Annotated in this window: 17 protein-coding genes; 5 read left to right on the top strand and 12 right to left on the bottom strand. The window is 66.2% G+C overall.

The genetic code is table 11. The features are described 5' to 3' along the window. Window positions 1-54: 54 nt before the first annotated feature. The 8 genes from hprK to AC1DFU_RS05940 form a co-directional block, all read right to left on the bottom strand. Window positions 55-1,026 (bottom strand): HPr(Ser) kinase/phosphatase, encoded by a 972-nt coding sequence (hprK, locus tag AC1DFU_RS05975; protein ID WP_008650955.1) that lies wholly within the window; start codon window positions 1,024-1,026, stop codon window positions 55-57. A 56-nt stretch (window positions 1,027-1,082) separates the two neighbouring features. Further along, entirely contained in the window at window positions 1,083-1,538 is a 456-nt protein-coding gene (locus AC1DFU_RS05970; RefSeq protein ID WP_092291690.1) for a PTS sugar transporter subunit IIA, read from the bottom strand. Between the two features lie 478 nt (window positions 1,539-2,016). Beyond that, window positions 2,017-2,370 (bottom strand): ribosome hibernation-promoting factor, HPF/YfiA family, encoded by a 354-nt coding sequence (gene hpf / locus AC1DFU_RS05965; protein ID WP_092291692.1) that lies wholly within the window; start codon window positions 2,368-2,370, stop codon window positions 2,017-2,019. Between the two features lie 50 nt (window positions 2,371-2,420). Then, the gene (locus tag AC1DFU_RS05960; protein ID WP_092291696.1) at window positions 2,421-3,902 is read right to left on the bottom strand and encodes an RNA polymerase factor sigma-54; all 1,482 of its coding nucleotides are present in this window, start codon (window positions 3,900-3,902) and stop codon (window positions 2,421-2,423) included. 133 nt (window positions 3,903-4,035) lie between these two features. Further along, window positions 4,036-4,836 carry an LPS export ABC transporter ATP-binding protein gene (gene lptB, locus AC1DFU_RS05955; RefSeq protein WP_092291698.1) on the bottom strand — a complete coding sequence of 267 codons (801 nt, stop codon included), beginning with the start codon at window positions 4,834-4,836 and terminating at the stop codon, window positions 4,036-4,038. Between the two features lie 40 nt (window positions 4,837-4,876). Beyond that, on the bottom strand, window positions 4,877-5,521 hold the full coding sequence (lptA, locus tag AC1DFU_RS05950) for a lipopolysaccharide transport periplasmic protein LptA (protein WP_441593631.1): 645 nt from the start codon (window positions 5,519-5,521) through the stop codon (window positions 4,877-4,879). A gap of 63 nt (window positions 5,522-5,584) precedes the next feature. Next, window positions 5,585-6,220 (bottom strand): LPS export ABC transporter periplasmic protein LptC, encoded by a 636-nt coding sequence (gene lptC / locus AC1DFU_RS05945; protein ID WP_092291702.1) that lies wholly within the window; start codon window positions 6,218-6,220, stop codon window positions 5,585-5,587. A 12-nt stretch (window positions 6,221-6,232) separates the two neighbouring features. Then, the gene (locus AC1DFU_RS05940; RefSeq protein WP_092292131.1) at window positions 6,233-7,216 is read right to left on the bottom strand and encodes a KpsF/GutQ family sugar-phosphate isomerase; all 984 of its coding nucleotides are present in this window, start codon (window positions 7,214-7,216) and stop codon (window positions 6,233-6,235) included. 173 nt (window positions 7,217-7,389) lie between these two features. Here AC1DFU_RS05940 and AC1DFU_RS05935 point away from each other — a divergent pair, with 173 nt between their 5' ends. Beyond that, the gene (locus AC1DFU_RS05935; protein WP_092291704.1) at window positions 7,390-9,369 is read left to right on the top strand and encodes a monovalent cation:proton antiporter family protein; all 1,980 of its coding nucleotides are present in this window, start codon (window positions 7,390-7,392) and stop codon (window positions 9,367-9,369) included. A gap of 24 nt (window positions 9,370-9,393) precedes the next feature. Here the strand turns inward: AC1DFU_RS05935 and AC1DFU_RS05930 are convergent, their stop codons facing one another. Both AC1DFU_RS05930 and AC1DFU_RS05925 read right to left on the bottom strand, forming a co-directional pair. Continuing rightward, window positions 9,394-9,777: a ribbon-helix-helix domain-containing protein gene (locus tag AC1DFU_RS05930; protein ID WP_092291706.1), complete on the bottom strand. Its 384-nt coding sequence runs from the start codon at window positions 9,775-9,777 to the stop codon at window positions 9,394-9,396. A gap of 76 nt (window positions 9,778-9,853) precedes the next feature. Next, window positions 9,854-10,432, bottom strand: a complete 579-nt coding sequence (locus AC1DFU_RS05925; RefSeq protein WP_441593630.1) for a DJ-1/PfpI family protein — start codon at window positions 10,430-10,432, stop codon at window positions 9,854-9,856. Window positions 10,433-10,567: 135 nt separating this feature from the next. Between AC1DFU_RS05925 and AC1DFU_RS05920 the strand changes: the two genes are divergently transcribed. Both AC1DFU_RS05920 and AC1DFU_RS05915 read left to right on the top strand, forming a co-directional pair. Then, window positions 10,568-11,140, top strand: coding sequence for an adenine phosphoribosyltransferase (locus tag AC1DFU_RS05920; protein ID WP_092291710.1), 573 nt, complete (start codon window positions 10,568-10,570; stop codon window positions 11,138-11,140). A gap of 147 nt (window positions 11,141-11,287) precedes the next feature. Continuing rightward, window positions 11,288-12,970 carry a Na/Pi cotransporter family protein gene (locus AC1DFU_RS05915; RefSeq protein ID WP_092291712.1) on the top strand — a complete coding sequence of 561 codons (1,683 nt, stop codon included), beginning with the start codon at window positions 11,288-11,290 and terminating at the stop codon, window positions 12,968-12,970. Between the two features lie 18 nt (window positions 12,971-12,988). Here AC1DFU_RS05915 and uvrA read toward each other — a convergent pair whose 3' ends face one another. After that, the gene (gene uvrA / locus AC1DFU_RS05910; RefSeq protein WP_092291714.1) at window positions 12,989-15,853 is read right to left on the bottom strand and encodes an excinuclease ABC subunit UvrA; all 2,865 of its coding nucleotides are present in this window, start codon (window positions 15,851-15,853) and stop codon (window positions 12,989-12,991) included. A 291-nt stretch (window positions 15,854-16,144) separates the two neighbouring features. On the opposite strand from uvrA, the gene AC1DFU_RS05905 reads away from it, so the two are divergent. Further along, window positions 16,145-17,401 carry an MFS transporter gene (locus AC1DFU_RS05905; protein WP_441593629.1) on the top strand — a complete coding sequence of 419 codons (1,257 nt, stop codon included), beginning with the start codon at window positions 16,145-16,147 and terminating at the stop codon, window positions 17,399-17,401. A 207-nt stretch (window positions 17,402-17,608) separates the two neighbouring features. Then, window positions 17,609-18,172 (top strand): single-stranded DNA-binding protein, encoded by a 564-nt coding sequence (locus AC1DFU_RS05900; protein ID WP_092291718.1) that lies wholly within the window; start codon window positions 17,609-17,611, stop codon window positions 18,170-18,172. A 115-nt stretch (window positions 18,173-18,287) separates the two neighbouring features. Here the strand turns inward: AC1DFU_RS05900 and AC1DFU_RS05895 are convergent, their stop codons facing one another. After that, entirely contained in the window at window positions 18,288-19,610 is a 1,323-nt protein-coding gene (locus tag AC1DFU_RS05895; RefSeq protein ID WP_441593628.1) for an HdeD family acid-resistance protein, read from the bottom strand. Between the last annotated feature and the right edge of the window lie 220 nt (window positions 19,611-19,830).

Here is a 19,830-nt window from a genome sequence, read left to right as displayed (position 1 = left end):
TGCCCATTACAGCACAAACGATGGAGAGCCGTGGCGCGTTGACGCGCCACCGCATCAGAGCAGGCGGCCCTGGCCGCGCGAGACCACGTCCGCCTGCATGGCGGCGCGCTGACGGTCCATGAAGTCGCGCAAGGTGTCGATGCCGCGCAGGCGCAGTATCGTATTGCGCACCGCAGCCTCGACCAGCACGGCCAGGTTGCGGCCGGCTGCCACCTGGATCTTCACCATGTGGATTGGCAGGCCCAGGACATCGAGGTATTGCGAGTCAAGCGGCAGGCGCTCGAACTCGCCGTCGTTGCGGCGCACGAGCTGCACCACGAGCTTGAGCTTCATCTTCCGGCGCACGGCCGTCTCGCCGAAGATCGTCTTGATGTCGAGCAGGCCCAGGCCGCGCACTTCCAGCAGGTTCTGCAGCAGCGGCGGGCAGCGGCCCTCGATGAAGTCGGGTCCGAGTCGCACGAAATCCACCGCATCGTCGGCCACGAGACCGTGGCCGCGCGAGATCAGTTCCAGGCCCAGTTCGCTCTTGCCCAGGCCGGACTCGCCCATGATCAGCACGCCCATGCCGAGGATGTCGAGGAACACGCCGTGCATCGTCACGCGCGGGGCGGAGATGCGCGACAGGTAGAGCCGCAGATGGTCGATCACAGCCGCCGACGACACCGGCGTGGTGAACAGCGGCGTGGACGAGCGCGTGCAGCGCAGCTCCAGGTCTGGCGGCGGCTCCATGCCATCCGCCACGACGAGGAACGGCGGCTCGAGCAGGATCAGCTCCCCCATCTGGCGCTTGCGCGGCTCGTCGTCGAGGCGCTGGTAGTAGAGGATTTCCGGCTTGCCGAGCACCTGGATCCGGTTCGGGTGGATCAGGTTCAAGTGGCCGACGAGGTCCGCCGCCGAGGTGGCTTCGCGGGCGAATTCCACGTCGAAGGCCCGGTCGGCCCCTTCCAGGCCAGCGACCCACGAGAGCTTGATATCGGCTGCGTTGTCGTCGAAGATCGACTGCGAGGTGACGCCGGTGAGTTCCATGCGCGTATGACTTTCGGGGGCGGACAGGCCGTTTCAGGCGGCCGTTGGGGCGGGAGTCAGGGGTGCCACTGCGTCAGCAGATCATGCACCGCTTCCGACGTGGGCAGTGTGGCGAGGCCCTCGCGCATCTCGCGGTCCGAGAGCAGTTGGGCGATTTCCGACAGGATTTCCAGATGTTGTTGCGTGGCCTGTTCCGGCACGAGCAGGAAGATCAACAGCGACACCGGCTTGCCGTCCGGCGATTCGAACGGAATGGGCTCGGCCAGGCGCATGAAGCCGGCCAGCGGCTGCTTGAGACCCTTGATGCGGCCATGCGGAATGGCCACGCCGGCACCCAGACCCGTGGAACCCAGCGATTCGCGCGCGAACAGGTTATCGGTCACGGTAGCACGCGCCACGCCATGGTTGTTCTCGAACAGGAGCCCGGCTTGCTCGAACACCCGCTTCTTGCTGGTGACGGTGACGTCGAGATGGATGTTGCCGGGTGGCAGCAATTTGGCCAAACGATTCATGGGCGATGCGCGAGAAGTCAGGTTAGCGGGCCGGGGCGCGAAGGCCGTCCCGCCGGATTCGGGGCGAAACTTGGGTACCGAGATCTTGTCTGGGACGCCCGCATTGGAGCGTCCGGCCATTATAGAGCAGGGCTCCACCGCGATTTTGCGATGCAGCGCCGGGGTCGCGGCGGTGCCACGACGTGCCGGCCGGCTTGCCCACCCGGGGTGTCCCGGGGCCGTCCTGTCGTTATTTGTATGGCGGAGCATACACCGAGGCGGGCGGCTTGCGAACACTTGTTCCCATTTTGACCGCTCCCGGGGGCCCCGGGTCGCCCTCCGGCGTGGCAATAAGGTAACGAAACATTCCAGGTGCCCGCACCGTCACCGCCATGGCGCGCGCCCATCAAAAAAGCCGCGCTGATTGCGCGGCTTGAGCTCTTCTTTTCAGTCCTCTGCAGGGTCGGCAACCGCTCTGTTTTCGGTTGCCTGCAGGTCTCTACTGCTGCGTCAGTTGCTGGGCGGCCATCTGGTACTTCACCGCCTCGCGATCGTGGCCCTGTACGCGGTCCTTGTAGCGGATGACCTGGCGGTCGAGCTTGTCGACCAGACAGTCGATCGCCGCATACAGATCTTCATGATGCGCTTCGACGAAGATGTCCTTCCCCTTCAGATGCAGATTGATTTCCGCGTACTGGCGCCGGTCCTTCTCCTTGTGGTTGTCCACCGATAGCAGCACGCTCACGCCGATGACCTGATCGAAATGCCTGACAATTCGCTCCAGTTTCGTTTCCACATACTCACGCAGCGGGGGCGTGATGTCGAGGTGGTGTCCACTGATCTTGAAGTTCATAGCGCTTCTCCTTCTGAAAGAGCCGCACCAGGCAGGCGGTTGCGGCTCGGCTACAAAGTCTTGCGGAGATTGACTGCGGGGATCTTGAGCGCTTCGCGGTATTTCGCCACCGTGCGGCGTGCGACCACGAAGCCTTGCTCACCCAGCAGTTCGGCGATCCGGCTGTCGGAAAGAGGATTCCTGGGGTCTTCGGCTCCTATCAGTTGCTTGATCAGCGCGCGGATTGCCGTGGAGGAGGCCGCGCCGCCAGTCTCCGTAGAGACGTGGCTCCCAAAGAAGTACTTCAACTCGAAAGTACCCATGGGCGTGGCCATGTACTTATTCGTGGTGACCCGGGAAATGGTCGACTCATGTAAACCGAGTGTATCGGCTATTTCCCGCAAAACCAAGGGGCGCATCGCGATTTCGCCATGCGTGAAAAAGTTCTTTTGACGTTCCACAATTGCCTGCGAAACACGCAGGATCGTATCGAATCGTTGCTGGATGTTCTTGATAAGCCACCGCGCCTCCTGAAGCTTCTGCTGCAGGCCTGCCGTCCCCGTTTCGCCCTTCGCGCCGCGCAGGATCTGCGCATACATGTCGTTGATGCGCAGCCGTGGCATGACATCCGGATTGAGCGCCGCGATCCACCCGCTGCCGCTCTTGCGCACGAACACGTCGGGCACCACGAAGTCGGCCTCGGGACGGTTGAACGCGTGCCCCGGATACGGCGCCAGCGAGCGAATCAGTTCGTGTGCCGCCTTCAGTGCTATTTCGTCCACCTGGAGCGCTTTCTTTAGCCGCGTGTAGTCGCGCACGGCCAGCAGTTCCAGATGATGATTGACGATGGTCAGCGCCAGCTCACGATGCGAGTGCTTCAGGCGACGCAATTGCAGGCTGAGGCACTCCGCGGCATTGCGCGCGCCCACGCCGGGCGGGTCGAAGCTCTGCAGCAGGGTCAGGATCGCGTGGACTTCGTCGATCTCGAATTCGAGTTCCTCGGGCAGTTCGGTGCAGATTTCCTCGAGCGAGGCGCTCAGGTAGCCGTCATCGTCGAGCGATTCGATCAGGAAGATGGCCAGGCCCTTGTCGCGCACCGAGATCTTCAGCGGGGCCAACTGCCCCATCAGGTGCTCGCGCAGCGTGGGCTCGGCATCGCGCAACTGCATCGGCGACTTTTCGTCCTCGTCGCCCTGGGGGCGGCGGGCGAAGTCGTCGAGGCTCCAGTCGCTGCCGTAGTCCTCGCTGCCGTTGTCGTTGTAGTTGTCGTCCTCACCGCCGGACGCGCCATCGGTGCGCGCGTCGCCGTTGGGCTGTGGCTCGGAGGAGGCCGGCGCGGGGGCGCTCTGGAGGTTGACCGAGCCATCGGCGGCTACCCGCAGCGGGCTTTCGATCCAGTCGTTTTCGCGTTCGAGCAGGGGATTTTCGGTCAGCGCCTGTTCCACTTCCTGCTGGAGTTCAAGCGTCGAGAGCTGCAACAATCGAATCGACTGTTGCAGCTGCGGGGTCAATGCCAGATGTTGCGAGAGACGAAGCTGAAGCGACGGTTTCATGCGACCTATTCTATGCGCATCCTTCCGACTATGGAACGGAAATTGCTATCGCCTATCGCTCTGACTTCCTGATCGACCCCGGCTGTCGCCGTGGAGGCCGGGAGAAGCGCGGCCGCACGCGGCGGCCGATGGGTCACATGCGGAAATTTTCGCCCAGGTACACGCGTCGCACGGACTCGTTGGCGATGATTTCCTCAGGCTGGCCGGCGGCCAGCACCGTGCCTTCGCTGATGATGTAGGCGTGGTCGCAGATGCCGAGCGTCTCGCGCACGTTGTGGTCGGTGATCAGCACGCCGATGTTGCGCGCCTTCAGGAAGCTCACGATGCGCTGGATTTCGCCCACGGCGATGGGGTCCACGCCGGCGAACGGCTCGTCCAGCAGGATGAAGCGCGGCGCGGAGGCCAGCGCCCGGGCAATTTCCACGCGGCGGCGCTCGCCGCCGGAGAGCGACAGCGCCGGGTTGTTGCGCAGATGGGCGATCTGCAGGTCGTCCAGCAGCGAATCCAGGCGGCGTTCGATCTCGGCCTTCGGCAGCGGCTTGCCCTTCTCCAATTGCAACTCGAGCACGGCGCGGATGTTTTCCTCGACGTTGAGCTTGCGGAAGACCGAGGCCTCCTGCGGCAGGTAGGACAGGCCCATGCGGGCGCGCTCGTGGATCGGCAGGCCGCTGATGTGCTGGTCGTCCAGCACGATGTCGCCCTCATCCAGTGCCACCAGGCCCACGATCATGTAGAACGACGTGGTCTTGCCGGCGCCGTTCGGACCGAGCAGGCCGACCACCTCGCCGCTCTTCACGTCCAGCGAGACGTCCTTGACCACGGTGCGCGAACCGTAGCGCTTCTTCAGGTGGCGCACGACCAGCGTGCTGCTGTCGGTACGGGCGGCCGACGGGGCTGCGGAGGCGTTCGGGGCGAGCGTGGCGGAGTCGTTCATCAGGTCAATGCATGCGTGACGCGGCGGGCGCGTCCGGGGTTCAGGGCTTGCCGGGCGCGGGCGCCGGCTTCAGTTCCAGCGGCGGTGGCGGCGCGGCGGCGCCGCTGGCCGGGTCCGCGCGCGGCGAGAGCACGGCGCGCACGCGGCCGGACGGGTTGCCGGTGGAGGTGTTGTTGTCGCCGCCGGCAGCCGTGTAGTACTCGTTGCGGCTGTCGTAGGTGATCACGGCGCCGCGGATCTCGTCGACGGTCTTCGCGCCGGCGATGCGCGCCGCGCGGGCATGACCGATCAGCTTCGACATTTCCTGCTTGCCGTCGTACTCGATGCGGTCGCCCCAGCCATCGATGTATTCGTCCACGCCGTCGCGCTTCTGGCGGATATACGCCTGGCGTCCCGGATTGGCCGTGGCCACCGCGTACTGGTAGCCCTCGGGGTCGGTGCGGATCTGCGCGGCGTCCGACTTCAGCACCATCGTGCCCTTGGTCAGCACGACGTTGCCGGTCAGCGTATAGATCTGCTTCACGTCGTCATAGCTGGCGTTGTTGGCCTCCAGCACCAGCGGCTTGTCCTTGTCGGCACGCTCCGCCAGGGCCGGCTGGGCCAGGGTCGCGCCGAGCGCGGCGATTGCCACCGCCAGGGCGGGCACGATGCGGCGACAGGACAACGTCGTCAGGGATGGGGTCATGTTGGTCAGCTGAGAGAATGACGGGCGATCCGTTGCCGGCGCCTGGCGTGCTTGTTGTTGTGCTTACTGCGTGGTCCGGGCCTGCCCCGACGGCGGATTCATGACGATGGTGCCGCGTACGTTGCCGAGCAATTGTACTTCGCGCGTGACATTGTTGAAGACCAGTCCGTTGGCCGTCATCACCGACGGGCCGCGCGTGAGTTGTACCGCTTTATCGGTCTTGACGATGTCGTCATTGACCAGCAACTGGAAATATTGCGATGCAGCGGTCATGCGCGGGTCCTTCGACGGATCCACGCCGGGTTGCCGTACCAGGAAGGCATTGCCGTACAGGTCGATGACCGAGCCCTCCGAGTTCATCACGCCCCGGTCCGCGTTGACCGTGACCGGGGGGCGGTCCGGCTGGTAGGCGCGCATGGCCGGCGTGGTCACCTCGTAGGTCTGGTCGTCCTCGAAATGGATCATCTTCACGCCGGTGAAGCGCATCTTGGTGGCGCCGGTCGTGTCCAGTTCCGTGGCCGAGAAGCGGTCCATGTAGTAGTCCGCCTCATGGCGCTTGGCGCGGTTCTGGGCGGCCTCGTCCTCATGGGGCGAGTTGATCTGCACCAGCCAGAACGTGCTGCCGGCGACCATCGCCATTAGCAGCAGCGGCAGCAGCCGCATGACCAGACCGGAGATCCTGCCGAAGAAGTCGCGCATCGCCGGCCCCGCTCAGATGACCTTGGCGCGGGTCAGGTCATGGATGTGGAGCGCGCCCACGAGCTTGCCGTCGCCATCGACCACCAGCAGCTGGTTGATGCGGTTCGCTTCCATGATCTGCACCGCTTCCACGGCCAGCTGGTCCTGGTTCACCACGTGGGGGTTACGGTGCATGACCTCGCCGATGGGCACGGTGCGCCAGTCGCGCGGGGTTTCCAGCAGGCGGCGCAGGTCGCCGTCGGTGAACACGCCGATGGCGTGGCCGTCCGGGTCCACCACGGCCGTCATGGCCAGGCCCTTGCGGGTGATTTCCATCAGCGCCTGGGCCAGCGGGGTGTTTTCACGCACCTCGGGCACGCCGTTGCCGGTGCGCATGACGTCGCGCACGTGGGTCAGCAGCTTGCGGCCCAGCGCGCCGCCCGGGTGCGAACGGGCGAAGTCTTCCTCGCCAAAGCCGCGCGCATCCAGCACGGCCACGGCCAGGGCGTCGCCCAGCGCCAGCGCCGCCGTGGTGCTGGCCGTCGGGGCCAGGTTCAGCGGGCAGGCCTCCTGGGCCACGGCGCCGTCCAGATGGGCATCGGACAGCTTGGCGAGGTTCGATTCCGGGTTCCCGGTGACCGAGATCAGCCCGGCGCCGATGCGCTTGACGATCGGGACGATCGACAGCAGCTCGGCCGTCTCGCCGGAATTGGAGAACGCAATCAGCACGTCGTCGCGGGTGATCATGCCCAGGTCGCCGTGGCTGGCCTCGGCCGGGTGCACGAAGAACGACGGCGTACCCGTGGAAGCCAGCGTGGCCGCCACTTTGCGGCCGATATGGCCGGACTTGCCGATGCCGGACACGACCACGCGTCCGGTGCAGCCCAGGATCATCTGGACCGCCTTGGTAAACGCGGGCGTCAGTCGGTCAGCCAGCGCGGAAACGGCGTCGGCTTCGATCTGGAGGGTGTGGCGAGCGAGCTTAAGTGCTCGTTCCGCATCGAAATTGGCTATCATGGCGACGAAGTATACCAACGAATGCGATGGCGACCGGCCCGGCTTTTCTGCCATGGGGTCCGGGCGACCGCCGCTTGCCGTGTTTCCCCGGCGAGGCACCGATGCCGGGACGGCGCGCGTGCCCGGCCGGCTCGTTCCAGGTCAAGCCCCAAGTCTTCCCCGAAGCCCGCCGAATGCATTCTCCGCTGGAACTGACCCTCGTGCTGCTGGCCGCCGCCGTTCTTGGCGTGGTGGCCTTCCGCATGCTGCAACTGCCACCCATGCTGGGCTACCTGGCGGTGGGCATCCTGATCGGTCCCCACGCGCTCGCGCTGGCCAACGATTCCGCCCAGACCAAGTACCTGGCCGAATTCGGCGTGGTCTTCCTGATGTTCTCGATCGGGCTCGAGTTCAACCTGGGCAAGCTCCGCTCGATGAAACGGCTCGTATTCGGGCTGGGCGGCTCCCAGGTGGTGCTGACGATGCTGCTCGTGGTAGCGGCCGGATGGGCGCTCTCGGCCTGGATCGGGCTGACCTGGCAGGCCTCGGTGGCGCTGGGCGGGGCGCTGGCCATGTCCTCGACGGCCATCGTCTCCAAGATGCTTTCCGAGCGCATGGAGCTGGAGGCGGAGCACGGCCGCAACATCATCAGCGTGCTGCTGTTCCAGGATCTGGCCGTGGTGCCGCTGCTGATCGTCATCCCGGCGCTCTCGCGCGACCCCGGCGAGCTGGCGGCGGCGCTGGGGGTGGCCACGGTCAAGATCGTGGTGGCCCTCGGCCTGATCTTCTTCCTTGGCCAGCGCGTGATGAGCCGCTGGTTCCACGTGGTGGCGGCGCGGCGCTCGCAGGAACTGTTCATGCTGAACCTGCTGCTGGTCACGCTCGGCATGGCCGCGCTGACCGAGCGGCTGGGCCTGTCGATGGCGCTCGGCGCGTTCATGGCCGGCATGCTGATCTCGGAAACGCCTTACCGGCACCAGGTGGAGGAGGACATCAAGCCGTTCCGCGACGTGCTGCTGGGGCTGTTCTTCGTCACCATCGGCATGCTGTTGAACATCAATGTGGTGATCGACCACATCTGGCTGGTGCTGGGCCTGCTGTTCGTGCCGATCCTGTTCAAGCTGGTGCTGATCACGGTGCTGGCGCGGCTGTTCGGCTCCCGGCAGGGCGTGGCCATCCGTACCGGGCTGGGGCTGGCGCAGGCGGGGGAGTTCGGCTTCGTGCTGCTGAACCAGATCGATGGTATCGGGCTGGTGGATCCGGTGCTGATCCAGGTCATCCTGGCCTCGATGCTGCTGTCGATGCTGGCGGCGCCGTTCCTGATTCAGTACAGCGACACCATCGTGCTGCGCTTTGCCGCCAACGAATGGCTGATGCAGTCGCTGAACATGACCCGCATCGCCGCCCAGAGCCTGCAGACCGAGAAGCACGCGATCATCTGCGGATTTGGCCGCAGCGGGCAGAACCTGGCGCATATGCTCGAGCGCGAGGGCATCAACTACGTGGCGCTCGACCTCGACCCGGACCGCGTGCGCGAGGCCGCCGGGGCCGGCGACACCGTGGTCTATGGCGATGCCGGCCGCCGCGAGGCGCTGATCGCCGCTGGTATCCACCGCGCCGCCGCGCTGATTGTGACCTATGCCAACACGCCGTCGGCGCTGCGGGTGCTGCACCACGTGCAGGAGCTGGCGCCGGCGCTGCCCGTGATCGTGCGGACCGTGGACGATTCCGAGCTGGACACGCTCCAGAAGGCCGGCGCCACCGAGGTGGTGCCCGAGATCATCGAGGGCAGCCTGATGCTGGCCTCGCACGCGCTGGTGCTGCTGGGTGTGCCGATGCGCCGCGTGGTGCGCGGCGTGCAGCAGGCCCGTGACGCGCGCTACAGCCTGCTGCGCGGCTACTTCCACGGTCGGGACGACGAAGAGGACATGATCGAGCGCGACACCGTGCGGCTCCATTCGGTCTCGCTCGGCGCCGAGCACACGGCCGTGGGCCGCCGGCTGGGCGCGCTGGGGCTGGAGCGGATCGGGGTGGAGGTGACGGCGGTGCGCCGGCGCGGCATCCGCGCCTTCGATCCGCAGCCGGAGACCGTGCTGGAACCGGGCGATATCGTGGTGCTGCGCGGCACGCCGGAGGCACTGGAGTCCGCCGAGGAACGGCTGCTGCGGGATTGAGCGCCTCTATATATAGAGAGCGGCTCAGGAATTGAGGGAGGAGCCTTCGCCGCCCCAGGACGGCGGCAGGCCGTCCAGCACCGCGTGGGCGTCAAGTGATCGGATCGGCACGTGGCTATCGGCTGGAATCCGCCCTTCGCCCTGCAGCATCAGGTAACGCAAGCAGCACACACGCAGGAATGACGCGAAATTGGCCGACAGCGACACTTCGCCGCGATGCTCGGCCAGTTCGTCATGGAGCCGGGTCAGCAACTGGTTGACCGTCATCGCGTCGCGCTGCGCCAGTTCCTCCAGCACTTCCCAGAACAGGTTTTCCAGGCGGATGCTCGTGGCCACGCCGTGCAGCCGCAGCGAGCGGGACTGGGTCTGGTAGGAATCGGGATTGGCCCGGACGAAGATCTCGCACATCGGCATGCCTCCTGCGACGGCGGCGCCGGGGACTGGCGCCGCGTTCGGAAGGCTCTACTGTACGTCGACTGGATGACTACTGGGTGATCCGGGTCCCGATCACGGTCAGGAACTGGGCCAGCCATGCCGGGTGGGCCGGCCACGCGGGCGCGGTGACGAGGTTGCCGTCGGTATGGGCCTGATCGACCGGAATATCGGCGTACTTGCCGCCCGCCAGCCGGACTTCCGGCGCGCAGGCCGGGTAGGCGGAGCAGGTGCGGCCTTCGAGCACGCCGGCCGCGGCCAGCAACTGGGCGCCGTGGCAGACCGCCGCGATCGGCTTGTTCGCCGTGGCGAAGTGGCGCACGATCTCCAGCACGCGGTCGTTCAGGCGGAGGTATTCGGGGGCGCGGCCGCCCGGAATGACGATTGCGTCATACGCAGCCGGATCGACATCGGCAAACGTCGCGTTCAGCGTGAAGTTGTGGCCGCGCTTCTCGGTGTAGGTCTGGTCGCCCTCGAAGTCGTGGATGGCCGTGGCGCAGTGGTCGCCGGCCTTCTTGTCCGGGCAGACGGCGTGGACCACGTGGCCCACCATCTGGAGTGCCTGGAAGGGCACCATCGTTTCGTAGTCTTCGGCGAAGTCGCCAACCAGCATCAGAATTTTCTTGGCCATTGCAGTCTCCTGTATGGTTACGGGTGTCCGGAGCCGGTCCAGGCCGGCCGGGCCATTGTGCGGCGGCCCTGCGCGGGGCGGGTGGTAGCCCGTTACCGCAGGCGGCACGCGATTTCCATTTCGACGCAAATCCCCATGGCAGATTCCCTCATCCAGTCCCCCGACCTCGGCGACGTCACCGGTTACCTGCGTGACCGCATCCGCACCGTGCCGGACTGGCCCCAGCCCGGCGTGATGTTCCGCGACATCACCCCGCTGCTGCAGAACCCCAAGACCCTGCGCGTGCTGATCGACGTATTCGTGCACCGCTACATGGACCAGGAGCTGGACCTCGTGGCCGGCATCGACGCGCGCGGCTTCATCCTCGGCTCGATCATCGCGTACGAGCTGAACCTCGGCTTCGTGCCGATCCGCAAGAAGGGCAAGCTGCCGTTCCAGACCGTGGCCGAGGAGTACGAGCTCGAGTACGGCAGCGCCACCGTGGAGATCCACGCCGATGCCTGCAAGCCCGGTGATCGCGTGCTGCTGGTCGACGACCTGATCGCCACCGGCGGCACCATGATGGCCGGCCGCAAGCTGCTGGAGCGTCTGGGTGCGACCGTGGTGGAGGGCGCGGCGATTGTCGACCTGCCTGAACTCGGCGGCTCGAAGCTGTTGCACAAGAGCGGCCTGCCGCTGTTCACGGTCTGCAATTTCGAGGGCCACTGAGCCCTGCGCCCGCGCCCGCCGTTGTTTTCCCCTCCATTGCCGGGTCCGGGGGCGCGGCGCATAATGCCCCCTTGACAACAACATGATGACCGGGCGGAGCCTCGATTGCTGACATCGGCACCGGTCACGAAGGAATAAGGACGCGCAATGGGCGTACTTCTCCATCTTCTATCTGGCGTGGCGCTCCTGGTCTGGGGCACCAACATCGTCAAGGTCGGCATCCTGCGCGTGTATGGCGCCAATCTGCGCCATGTGCTGTCAGTCAGCGTGTCGAACCGCTTCACGGCTTTCGCGGCCGGGCTCGGCGTGACCGGGCTTGTGCAGAGCAGCAACGCCACCGCCGTCATCGTCAGTTCGTTCGTGGGACAGGGCCTGATCGCCGTGGCGCCCGCGCTCGCCATCATGCTCGGCGCCAACGTCGGCACCGCGCTGATGGTGCAGGTCTTCTCGATGGACCTGTCGTGGCTCTCACCGCTGCTGATCTTCGTCGGCGTGATTCTCCACCTGAGCTGGAAGGGCAGCCGCCCCGGGCACGTGGGCCGGGTGCTGATCGGGCTCGGGCTGATTACGCTCGCGCTGGAGCTGATCTCGATCGCCACGCGCCCCGTGGTGCAGGCGGCCGGCGTGAAGGTGCTGTTCAGCACGCTGACCGGCGATGCCGCGCTCGACATGCTGATTGGCGCGGTGCTGACCATCCTCTGCTATTCGAGCCTGGCCGTGGTGCTGTTCTGCGGCGCGCTGGCGTCGGCGGGCGTGGTGTCGATCCATGTGGCGCTGGCGCTGGTGCTCGGCGCCAACCTGGGGTCGGGGATCTCGGCGCTGCTGACCACCTCGGGCAACAACCAGCCGGGCAAGCGCGTGACGCTGGGCAACCTGCTGTCGCGGCTGCTCGGGTGCGTGATCGCGCTGCCGCTGCTGAACCAGGCCGAGGAACTGCTGGCGCTGGTCAGCACCGACCCGCAGCGGCTCATCGTCAATTTCCACCTGCTGTTCAACCTGGCGCTGGCCGCGCTGCTGCTGGGCGCCACGGCGCCCCTGGCGCGGATCTGCGAGGCCATCCTGCCCGGCCGCAACACCGGCGACAGCCAGGTCACGCCGCGCCACCTCGACCCCGCCGCGCTGCCCACGCCCACGCTGGCGCTGTCCAATGCCGCGCGCGAGGTGCTCCGCATCGGCGACCGCATCGAGCAGATGCTGGACAACATGCTGCGCGTGCTGCGCACCAACGACGCCAAGCTCGCCACGGCCACCTGCCGCATCGACAACGAGGTGGACGACCTCTACACGGCCATCAAGCTGTACCTGACCCAGATCAGCACCGAGGCGCTGGACGAGCACGACGGCCAGCGCTGGACGGAAATCATCTCGCTGACCATCAACCTCGAACATGCGGGCGACCTGATCGAACGGGTGATCCTGGACGCCAAGGACAAGAAGATCGCCCACAACCTGGCGTTCTCCGAGGCCGGCATGCAGGAGATCACCGAGATGCATGGCCGACTGGTGGCCAACCTGCGCCTGGGTTTGTCGGTGTTCCTGAACGGGGATATCCGCAGCGCCCAGCAGCTGATGGGCGAGAAGGCCAACTTCCGCGAACTGGAGCGGAAGTACGCGCGGACGCATTTGCAGCGCGTGGCGGTGCAGACGACGGAGAGCATCGAGACCAGCTCGCTCCACCTGGACGTCATCAGCGAAATGAAGCGACTCAACTCGCTGTTCTGCGCCACGGCCTACCCGGTGCTGGAGCAGGCCGGGCTGATGAACCGCAGCCGGATGAAGGAAGACCCGCCCGCCGGCGTGACCGGTGTGCCGGAAGCCCAGACGCGGTAGCGCGCCCGGGGTGCGGTCTTATCCCCGCTTGAGCAGCGGGGCGAGGTACTTGCCAGTGAAGCTGGCGCGGCTCTTGGCCACGGTCTCGGGCGTGCCCTTGGCGATCACCTGCCCGCCGCCGGCGCCGCCTTCGGGGCCCATGTCCAGCAGCCAGTCGGCGGTCTTGATGACATCCAGGTTGTGTTCGATGATCACCACCGTGTTGCCCTGGTCGCGCAGCTTGTGGATGACCTTGAGCAGCAGCTCGATGTCATGGAAGTGCAGGCCCGTGGTCGGCTCGTCGAGGATGTAGAGCGTGCGGCCGGTGTCGCGCTTGGACAGTTCGAGCGACAGCTTCACCCGCTGCGCCTCCCCGCCAGACAGCGTGGTGGCCGACTGGCCCAGCCGGATATAGCCCAGCCCCACATCCAGCAGTGTCTGCAGCTTGCGGCGCACCACCGGCACGGCGCTGAAGAACTCGTGGGCCTGCTCCACGGTCAGGTCCAGCACCTCGGAAATGCTCTTGCCCTTGTAGAGGACTTCCAGCGTCTCGCGGTTGTAGCGCTGGCCGTGGCAGACATCGCACGGCACGTAGACGTCGGGCAGGAAGTGCATCTCCACCTTGATCACGCCGTCGCCCTGGCAGGACTCGCAGCGGCCGCCCTTCACATTGAACGAGAACCGGCCCGGATCGTAGCCGCGCTCCTTGGCCGACGGCACGCCCGCGAACAGCTCGCGGATCGGCGTGAACAGGCCGGTGTAGGTGGCGGGGTTCGAGCGCGGCGTGCGACCGATCGGGCTCTGGTCGACGTTGATGACCTTGTCGAAGTGCTCCAGCCCTTCGATATGGTCGTGCGCGGCCGGCTCGGCCGTGCTGCCGTACAGGTGGCGCGCCACGGCGTGGTAGAGCGTGTCGTTGATCAGCGTGGACTTGCCCGAGCCGGACACCCCGGTGATGCAGGTCAGCAGCCCCACCGGAATCTCGGCGGTCACGTTGCGCAGGTTGTTGCCGGTGGCGTTGACGATGCGCAGCAGCCGCTCCTCGTCCGGATTGGCGCGCGTCTTGGGCACCTCGATGCGGCGCTTGCCGGACAGGTACTGGCCCGTCAGCGAGCCCGGCGCCTCCTCGATCTGCGGCGGCGTGCCCTCGGCCACGATCATCCCGCCATGTACCCCGGCACCGGGGCCGATGTCCACGACGTAGTCGCAGGCGCGGATCATGTCCTCGTCGTGCTCCACCACCAGCACCGAGTTGCCGATGTCGCGCAGATGCTTGAGCGTGCCGATCAGGCGGTCGTTGTCGCGTTGGTGCAGGCCGATGGATGGCTCATCGAGCACATACATCACGCCGGTCAGCCCGGAGCCGATCTGGGAGGCCAGCCGGATGCGCTGGGCCTCGCCGCCCGAGAGCGTGTCGGCGCTGCGCTCCAGCGACAGGTAGTCCAGCCCCACGTTGTTCAGGAAGTTCAGCCGCGCAGTGATTTCCTTGACGATCTTGTCGGCAATCTCGCGCTTGGCGCCGTGCAGGTTCAGGGTCAGGAACCACGTCAGCGCGTCGCGCAGCGGCCAGCCGTTGACCTCGTAGATGGCCCGCGCCTGGTCGTCCTCGCCCACCTTCACGTGGCGCGCCTCGGTGCGCAGCCGGGTGCCTTCGCAGGACGGGCAGGGCTGGTTGTTCTGGTACTTGGCGAGTTCCTCGCGCACGGCCGCCGAATCGGTCTCGCGGTAGCGGCGCTCCAGGTTCGGGATGATCCCCTCGAACACATGGGCGCGCACCGTGGTGCGGCCTTTCTCGTTGATATACGTGAACGGGATCTCTACCTCGCCCGAGCCGTGCAGCACCACCTGCTGGACGTTGGCGGGCAGGTCCTCGAACGCGGTATCGGTGTCGAAGTCGTAGAACGCCGCCAGGCTTTGCAGCATCTGGAAGTAGAACTGGTTGCGGCGGTCCCAGCCCTTGATGGCGCCCGAGGCCAGCGAGAGATTGGGGAAGGCCACCACGCGCTTCGGATCGAAGAAGGTGATCTGGCCCAGCCCGTCGCAGCTCTGGCAGGCGCCCATCGGGTTGTTGAACGAGAACAGCCGGGGCTCCAGTTCCTGAAGGGAATACGAGCAGATCGGGCAGGCGAAGCGCGAACTGAACACGTGCTCGTGCCCGGTATCCATCTCCAGCGCGATGGCACGGCCGTCGGCCAGCCGCAGCGCGGTTTCGAACGATTCGGCCAGGCGCTGCTTGAGGTCGGCGCGTACCTTCACGCGGTCCACCACCACCTCGATGCTGTGTTTCTCGGTCTTCTTGAGCTTGGGCAGCGAGTCGATGTCGTAGACCTTCGCCTCGGCCTCATGGGCCGTGCCGCCGCCCGAGCGCACGCGGAAACGCACGAAGCCCTGGGCCTGCATCGTATCGAACAAGTCCGAATGCTCGCCCTTGCGGTCCGCCACCACGGGCGCCAGGATCATCAGCTTGGTGTCCTCGGGCAGGGCCAGCGCGGCGTCCACCATCTGGGAGACGCTCTGCGCCTGGAGCGCGATGTGGTGGTCCGGGCAGTAGGGCGTGCCGGCGCGCGCGAACAGCAGGCGCAGGTAGTCGTGGATCTCGGTGACCGTGCCCACGGTGGAGCGCGGGTTGTGGCTGGTGGCCTTCTGCTCGATCGAGATGGCCGGGGAGAGGCCCTCGATCAGATCGACATCGGGCTTCTCCATCAACTGCAGGAACTGGCGGGCGTAGGCGGACAGCGATTCGACGTAGCGGCGCTGGCCCTCGGCATAGAGCGTGTCGAACGCCAGCGACGACTTGCCGGACCCCGACAGCCCCGTGATCACGATGAGCTTGTTGCGCGGCAGGTCGAGGTTGATGTTCTTCAGGTTGTGGGTACGCGCCCCACGGATCTTGATTTCTTCCATATACCGATTAGTTGCCCAGCCAGGCCGCCGCTGCCGCCGGGGGCGGACAGGTCGGTCTCACGGAATGTTCAAAGTGCCTTGCACAACGCCTGAAGCGCCGCTCCGACCCAGGCGCCAGGCGGCGGTTCGGCCGCCGCGTGACCCGGAAAGCGCGGGGAAGCAAACCTGCTAATATACCGAACTTCGGTTTCCCGGGTTGCCCGTTGGCCATCCGGCATGCGGACGGGCGCCACATGGCCCACCATCCGGGTGCTTCGCATCGACCGAGTCAGATTTCCATTCACGAGCGCAATGCCGTCGATTCCTTCTTCTCCCCAGCCCGCCAATCTTGCCGACCCGGCCGCCCAGACGGCGCCCGCGCGCGACCGCATGACGAAAAGCGAGTTGCGTGCCAGTCTCTCGCTGGCGAGCATCTTCGCGCTGCGCATGCTGGGCCTGTTCCTGATCCTGCCGGTGTTCGCCGAGTACGCGCGCGGCCTGCCCGACGGACAGGACGCCCAGCGCATCGGCCTGGCCATGGGCATCTATGGCCTGATGCAGGCCTTCCTCCACATTCCGCTGGGCTGGCTGTCCGACCGCATCGGCCGCAAGCCGGTCATGGTGGCCGGGCTGCTGCTGTTCGTGGCCGGCGCGCTGGTCGCGGCGTTCTCGGACACCCTGGCTGGCATCACCATCGGCCGGGCGATGCAGGGCATGGGCGCCATCTCGGCGGCCATCACCGCCTGCATTGCCGACCTGACGCGCGAGCGCCATCGCACCAAGGCCATGGCGATGGTCGGCGGCAGCATCGGGCTGACCTTCGCGCTCTCGCTGGTGATTGCCTCGCCGCTGCTGAAGAGCATCGGCATGTCCGGCATCTTCGGGCTGATGGCGGTGCTGGGCGTGCTGGCCATCGGCGTGACGCTGTTCCTGGTGCCGGCCCCGCCGCCGCCGCATCCGGTGCGCATGCCGTTCCGGCAGGTGCTGCTGAATGCGGACCTGATCCGCATGAACGTGGGCGTGCTGGCGCTGCACGCCAGCCAGGTGGCGATGTTCATGGTCGTGCCGGCCATGCTGGCCGACGCCGGTATGCCGCTGGACCAGCATTGGAAGGTCTACCTGCCCGTGGTGCTGGTCTCCTTCGTGCTGATGCTGGGGCCGATGATGGCTGCCGAGCGCTATGGCCGGGTGCGCCCGGTGCTGCTGGCCTCGGTGGCGCTGATGACGGTGGTGCAGCTGCTGTTCGCGGCGGTGCAGGGCCTGTGGCCGATAGTGGGTGTACTGCTGCTGTTCTTTGTTGCATTCAACGTGCTGGAGGCCATGCAGCCGTCGCTGGTGTCGCGCTACGCGGCGGCCGGGCGGGGCGCGGCGCTGGGGGTTTACAACACCACCCAGGCGATGGGGCTGTTCCTGGGCGGTGTGGTGGGCGGCTGGCTGCTCAAGCACGAGGGGCGCAGCGCGGTATTCCTCGGTTGCGCGGCCGTGCTGGTGCTCTGGCTTATAATCGCGTGGAGCATGAAGGCGCCACCGGCCCGCGGGCAGGAGGGTGCGTCGGCAGTGGCGGGTTAGACACACTTGTTGTCATATCCGTAGCAGTCCGAAACGCTTTTTCGTCTTAACGGGGTTAGCATCTACACGCGCCCGACCGGATATCCGGGGGCGCGTGATGTCGTTTACCGTGTTGTCGTTTACGTCCTGTGACGGACGACCCACAAGCAAATCAGTCATGCCGTGCCGCCGCAGGGAAGCGGGGCGCGGTTCTTGGAGAACATTTACATGGCATCGGTCAACAAAGTCATTCTCGTCGGTAACCTGGGCGCCGACCCGGAAACCCGCTACATGCCCAGCGGCGACGCCGTGACGAACATTCGCCTGGCGACGACCGATCGCTACAAGGACAAGCAGTCCGGCGAGTTCAAGGAAGCCACCGAGTGGCACCGCATCGCGTTCTTCGGCAAGCTGGCGGAGATCGCCGGCCAGTACCTGAAGAAGGGCTCGTCGGTCTATATCGAAGGCCGCATCCGCACGCGCAAGTGGCAGGACCAGGCTGGCCAGGACAAGTACAGCACCGAAATCGTCGCGGACCAGATGCAGATGCTGGGCGGCCGCTCGGCGGGCGGCGGTGAGGAAGGCAGCTTCGGCGGCGGTGGCGGCGGCTACAGCCGCGAGGCCCAGGGCGGCGCCGGTGGTGCTGGCGCAGGCGGTGGTGGCGGCGGCTACGGCGGCGGCCGTGCCCAGGGCGGCGCCCAGGGTGGCGGCGCACAAGGCGGCGGTCAACGCCGCCCGCAGCAAAGCCCGTCGAACGGCTTTGAAGATATGGATGACGATATTCCGTTCTGATCCTCCGTCAGCCGTTCTTGTGAAGAAAAACCCCGCAATGTGCGGGGTTTTTTTATTTGCGGCATCGGCGCCCGTGTCGGATGGCAGCGTGGCTGGTCAGGAACCGTCCGGTGAACTAGCGCGACTGGCGCCCGGATCGTCGTGCAGTCAGCCCGTCCAGCACCGTCGCCCAAGCGAAGGGGCGCGGATCGGCCAGCATGCTCATGGCGCGCGCGTAGTCGAGCGTCAGGCCGGGCGTCCACGCCATGGTGGTAGCGCGCTTGCGCAGATGGGCGGCAACCCACAGTTCCGGCGTCAGAAGCAGCCGCAACAGCGGCCACCAGCCATCGAGGCGCGCCCAGACGCGCGCGGCGGCGCCCTCCAGCGCGGCGTCCAGCGCTTGCGCCACGGTACTTGAGCAGTTGCGGTGCGTCAGGTTGTAGGTGGTGTTCTGCCGATCGTCGTGCCAGAAGGTTCGCAGGCGTTCGGCATCGTAGTTGCGAATGCGCACCTGCACCGTGGACGGACACCACGCGCTTGATTCGGTGGGATAGTCCGGCTGGAACAATCCGGGCACGTCGTTCTCGCGCGTGGCGCGCAGCAGGCGAGCAAAATCGTCCGGAGAGCGGTCGATCTCGACGGCCGGATAGAGGCTGATATAGATCCCCTCCGGCGACTCCAGCGCGGCATGGCCTGTCGAAATGACGCCGTCGCGGTCCACGGCGGCGATGTAGCGGTCGATGATCGGCTGGCGCTGCGCCTCGGCCTTGGCGGTGCCCACCGGCGTCCACACATGAACGATCAACGCGCGCTCGTCTGCGGCAGGCGGGCCGCGCCATGTCGTCAGCCGCCGTCTGGCAGCCCCGTCCGACGTGAACGCCGGATCATCCCTCGAGCCAGGACCGGCGGGCAGACGCCGTACGCGCGACGCCAGCAGCAACATGTTCCAGCCGCCGAAGATCAACCCGAGCCCCACGCAGTACGGCACCGTGCCAACGTAGTGAGTCGGATAGGGTTGGATGAAGAAGATGGCAAACGCGATTTCGAGCAGGCCGCCGGCCATTGCCAGACGCCAGGTGCGAAAGCGCACGACATGCGCCGAAGCCACCTGCAGCAGGCCATCGGCAAGAAACAGCGTGCCAAAGATCAACGACAGGATCATGTGGCCATGGTGATGGCCGGCCAGCACGAGAATCGCCGCCACACTGAAGGCGACGCCCTTGACGTAGCGCAGCGTCCGCTGCCCGCCCATGCCGGTCGAGGCCACGGCCAGCGTGGCCAGTCCTTCGAGCAGCAGCAGCCAGGCGAAGGGCTCGATCGGAAAATCGAGTTTGCCGTCCAGCGCATCGACGAACAGCACGGTGCCCACCACCATGCTGACCGCCCCGGCCCAGGCCAGCCCCTTCCATCGGGTACGCAGGTAATCGACTCCCAGCAGCAGCATCAGCAGGCGGACCATCGGCAGCTCCGGCGCCGTGTCAAGAACGGCTCGGGTGGAGTCTATCGTGCAAAAGCGCGGTGGAAAAATCCAATTTCAAAAAATTTGAATAACTACGTGAGACTTCAGCGGATTTACGTCACTTATCGCCCCGTATAGTTCATCCCATCGCAACGCCACAACAAAACAACGGCGAACAGCGAAAAGCAATAAAACTGAACGAATCAACCTTTAGCTACCG

The sequence above is a fragment of the Cupriavidus sp. 10L45 genome, assembly GCF_056395225.1.
Note: the sequence above shows the minus strand (reverse complement) of the source record. Positions and strands in the feature narration are given on the sequence as shown.

What these genes read in the sequence shown, in the direction of transcription:
- AC1DFU_RS05930 (WP_092291706.1), bottom strand. Translation starts at nt 9,777, where the DNA reads ATGTGCGAGATCTTCGTCCGGGCCAATCCCGATTCCTACCAGACCCAG.
- AC1DFU_RS05915 (WP_092291712.1), top strand. Translation starts at nt 11,288, where the DNA reads ATGGGCGTACTTCTCCATCTTCTATCTGGCGTGGCGCTCCTGGTCTGG.
- AC1DFU_RS05895 (WP_441593628.1), bottom strand. Translation starts at nt 19,610, where the DNA reads ATGGTCCGCCTGCTGATGCTGCTGCTGGGAGTCGATTACCTGCGTACC.
- hpf (WP_092291692.1), bottom strand. Translation starts at nt 2,370, where the DNA reads ATGAACTTCAAGATCAGTGGACACCACCTCGACATCACGCCCCCGCTG.
- AC1DFU_RS05935 (WP_092291704.1), top strand. Translation starts at nt 7,390, where the DNA reads ATGCATTCTCCGCTGGAACTGACCCTCGTGCTGCTGGCCGCCGCCGTT.
- lptB (WP_092291698.1), bottom strand. Translation starts at nt 4,836, where the DNA reads ATGAACGACTCCGCCACGCTCGCCCCGAACGCCTCCGCAGCCCCGTCG.
- hprK (WP_008650955.1), bottom strand. Translation starts at nt 1,026, where the DNA reads ATGGAACTCACCGGCGTCACCTCGCAGTCGATCTTCGACGACAACGCA.
- AC1DFU_RS05925 (WP_441593630.1), bottom strand. Translation starts at nt 10,432, where the DNA reads ATGGCCAAGAAAATTCTGATGCTGGTTGGCGACTTCGCCGAAGACTAC.
- uvrA (WP_092291714.1), bottom strand. Translation starts at nt 15,853, where the DNA reads ATGGAAGAAATCAAGATCCGTGGGGCGCGTACCCACAACCTGAAGAAC.
- AC1DFU_RS05900 (WP_092291718.1), top strand. Translation starts at nt 17,609, where the DNA reads ATGGCATCGGTCAACAAAGTCATTCTCGTCGGTAACCTGGGCGCCGAC.
- lptC (WP_092291702.1), bottom strand. Translation starts at nt 6,220, where the DNA reads ATGCGCGACTTCTTCGGCAGGATCTCCGGTCTGGTCATGCGGCTGCTG.
- AC1DFU_RS05970 (WP_092291690.1), bottom strand. Translation starts at nt 1,538, where the DNA reads ATGAATCGTTTGGCCAAATTGCTGCCACCCGGCAACATCCATCTCGAC.
- AC1DFU_RS05905 (WP_441593629.1), top strand. Translation starts at nt 16,145, where the DNA reads ATGCCGTCGATTCCTTCTTCTCCCCAGCCCGCCAATCTTGCCGACCCG.
- AC1DFU_RS05960 (WP_092291696.1), bottom strand. Translation starts at nt 3,902, where the DNA reads ATGAAACCGTCGCTTCAGCTTCGTCTCTCGCAACATCTGGCATTGACC.
- AC1DFU_RS05920 (WP_092291710.1), top strand. Translation starts at nt 10,568, where the DNA reads ATGGCAGATTCCCTCATCCAGTCCCCCGACCTCGGCGACGTCACCGGT.
- lptA (WP_441593631.1), bottom strand. Translation starts at nt 5,521, where the DNA reads ATGACCCCATCCCTGACGACGTTGTCCTGTCGCCGCATCGTGCCCGCC.
- AC1DFU_RS05940 (WP_092292131.1), bottom strand. Translation starts at nt 7,216, where the DNA reads ATGATAGCCAATTTCGATGCGGAACGAGCACTTAAGCTCGCTCGCCAC.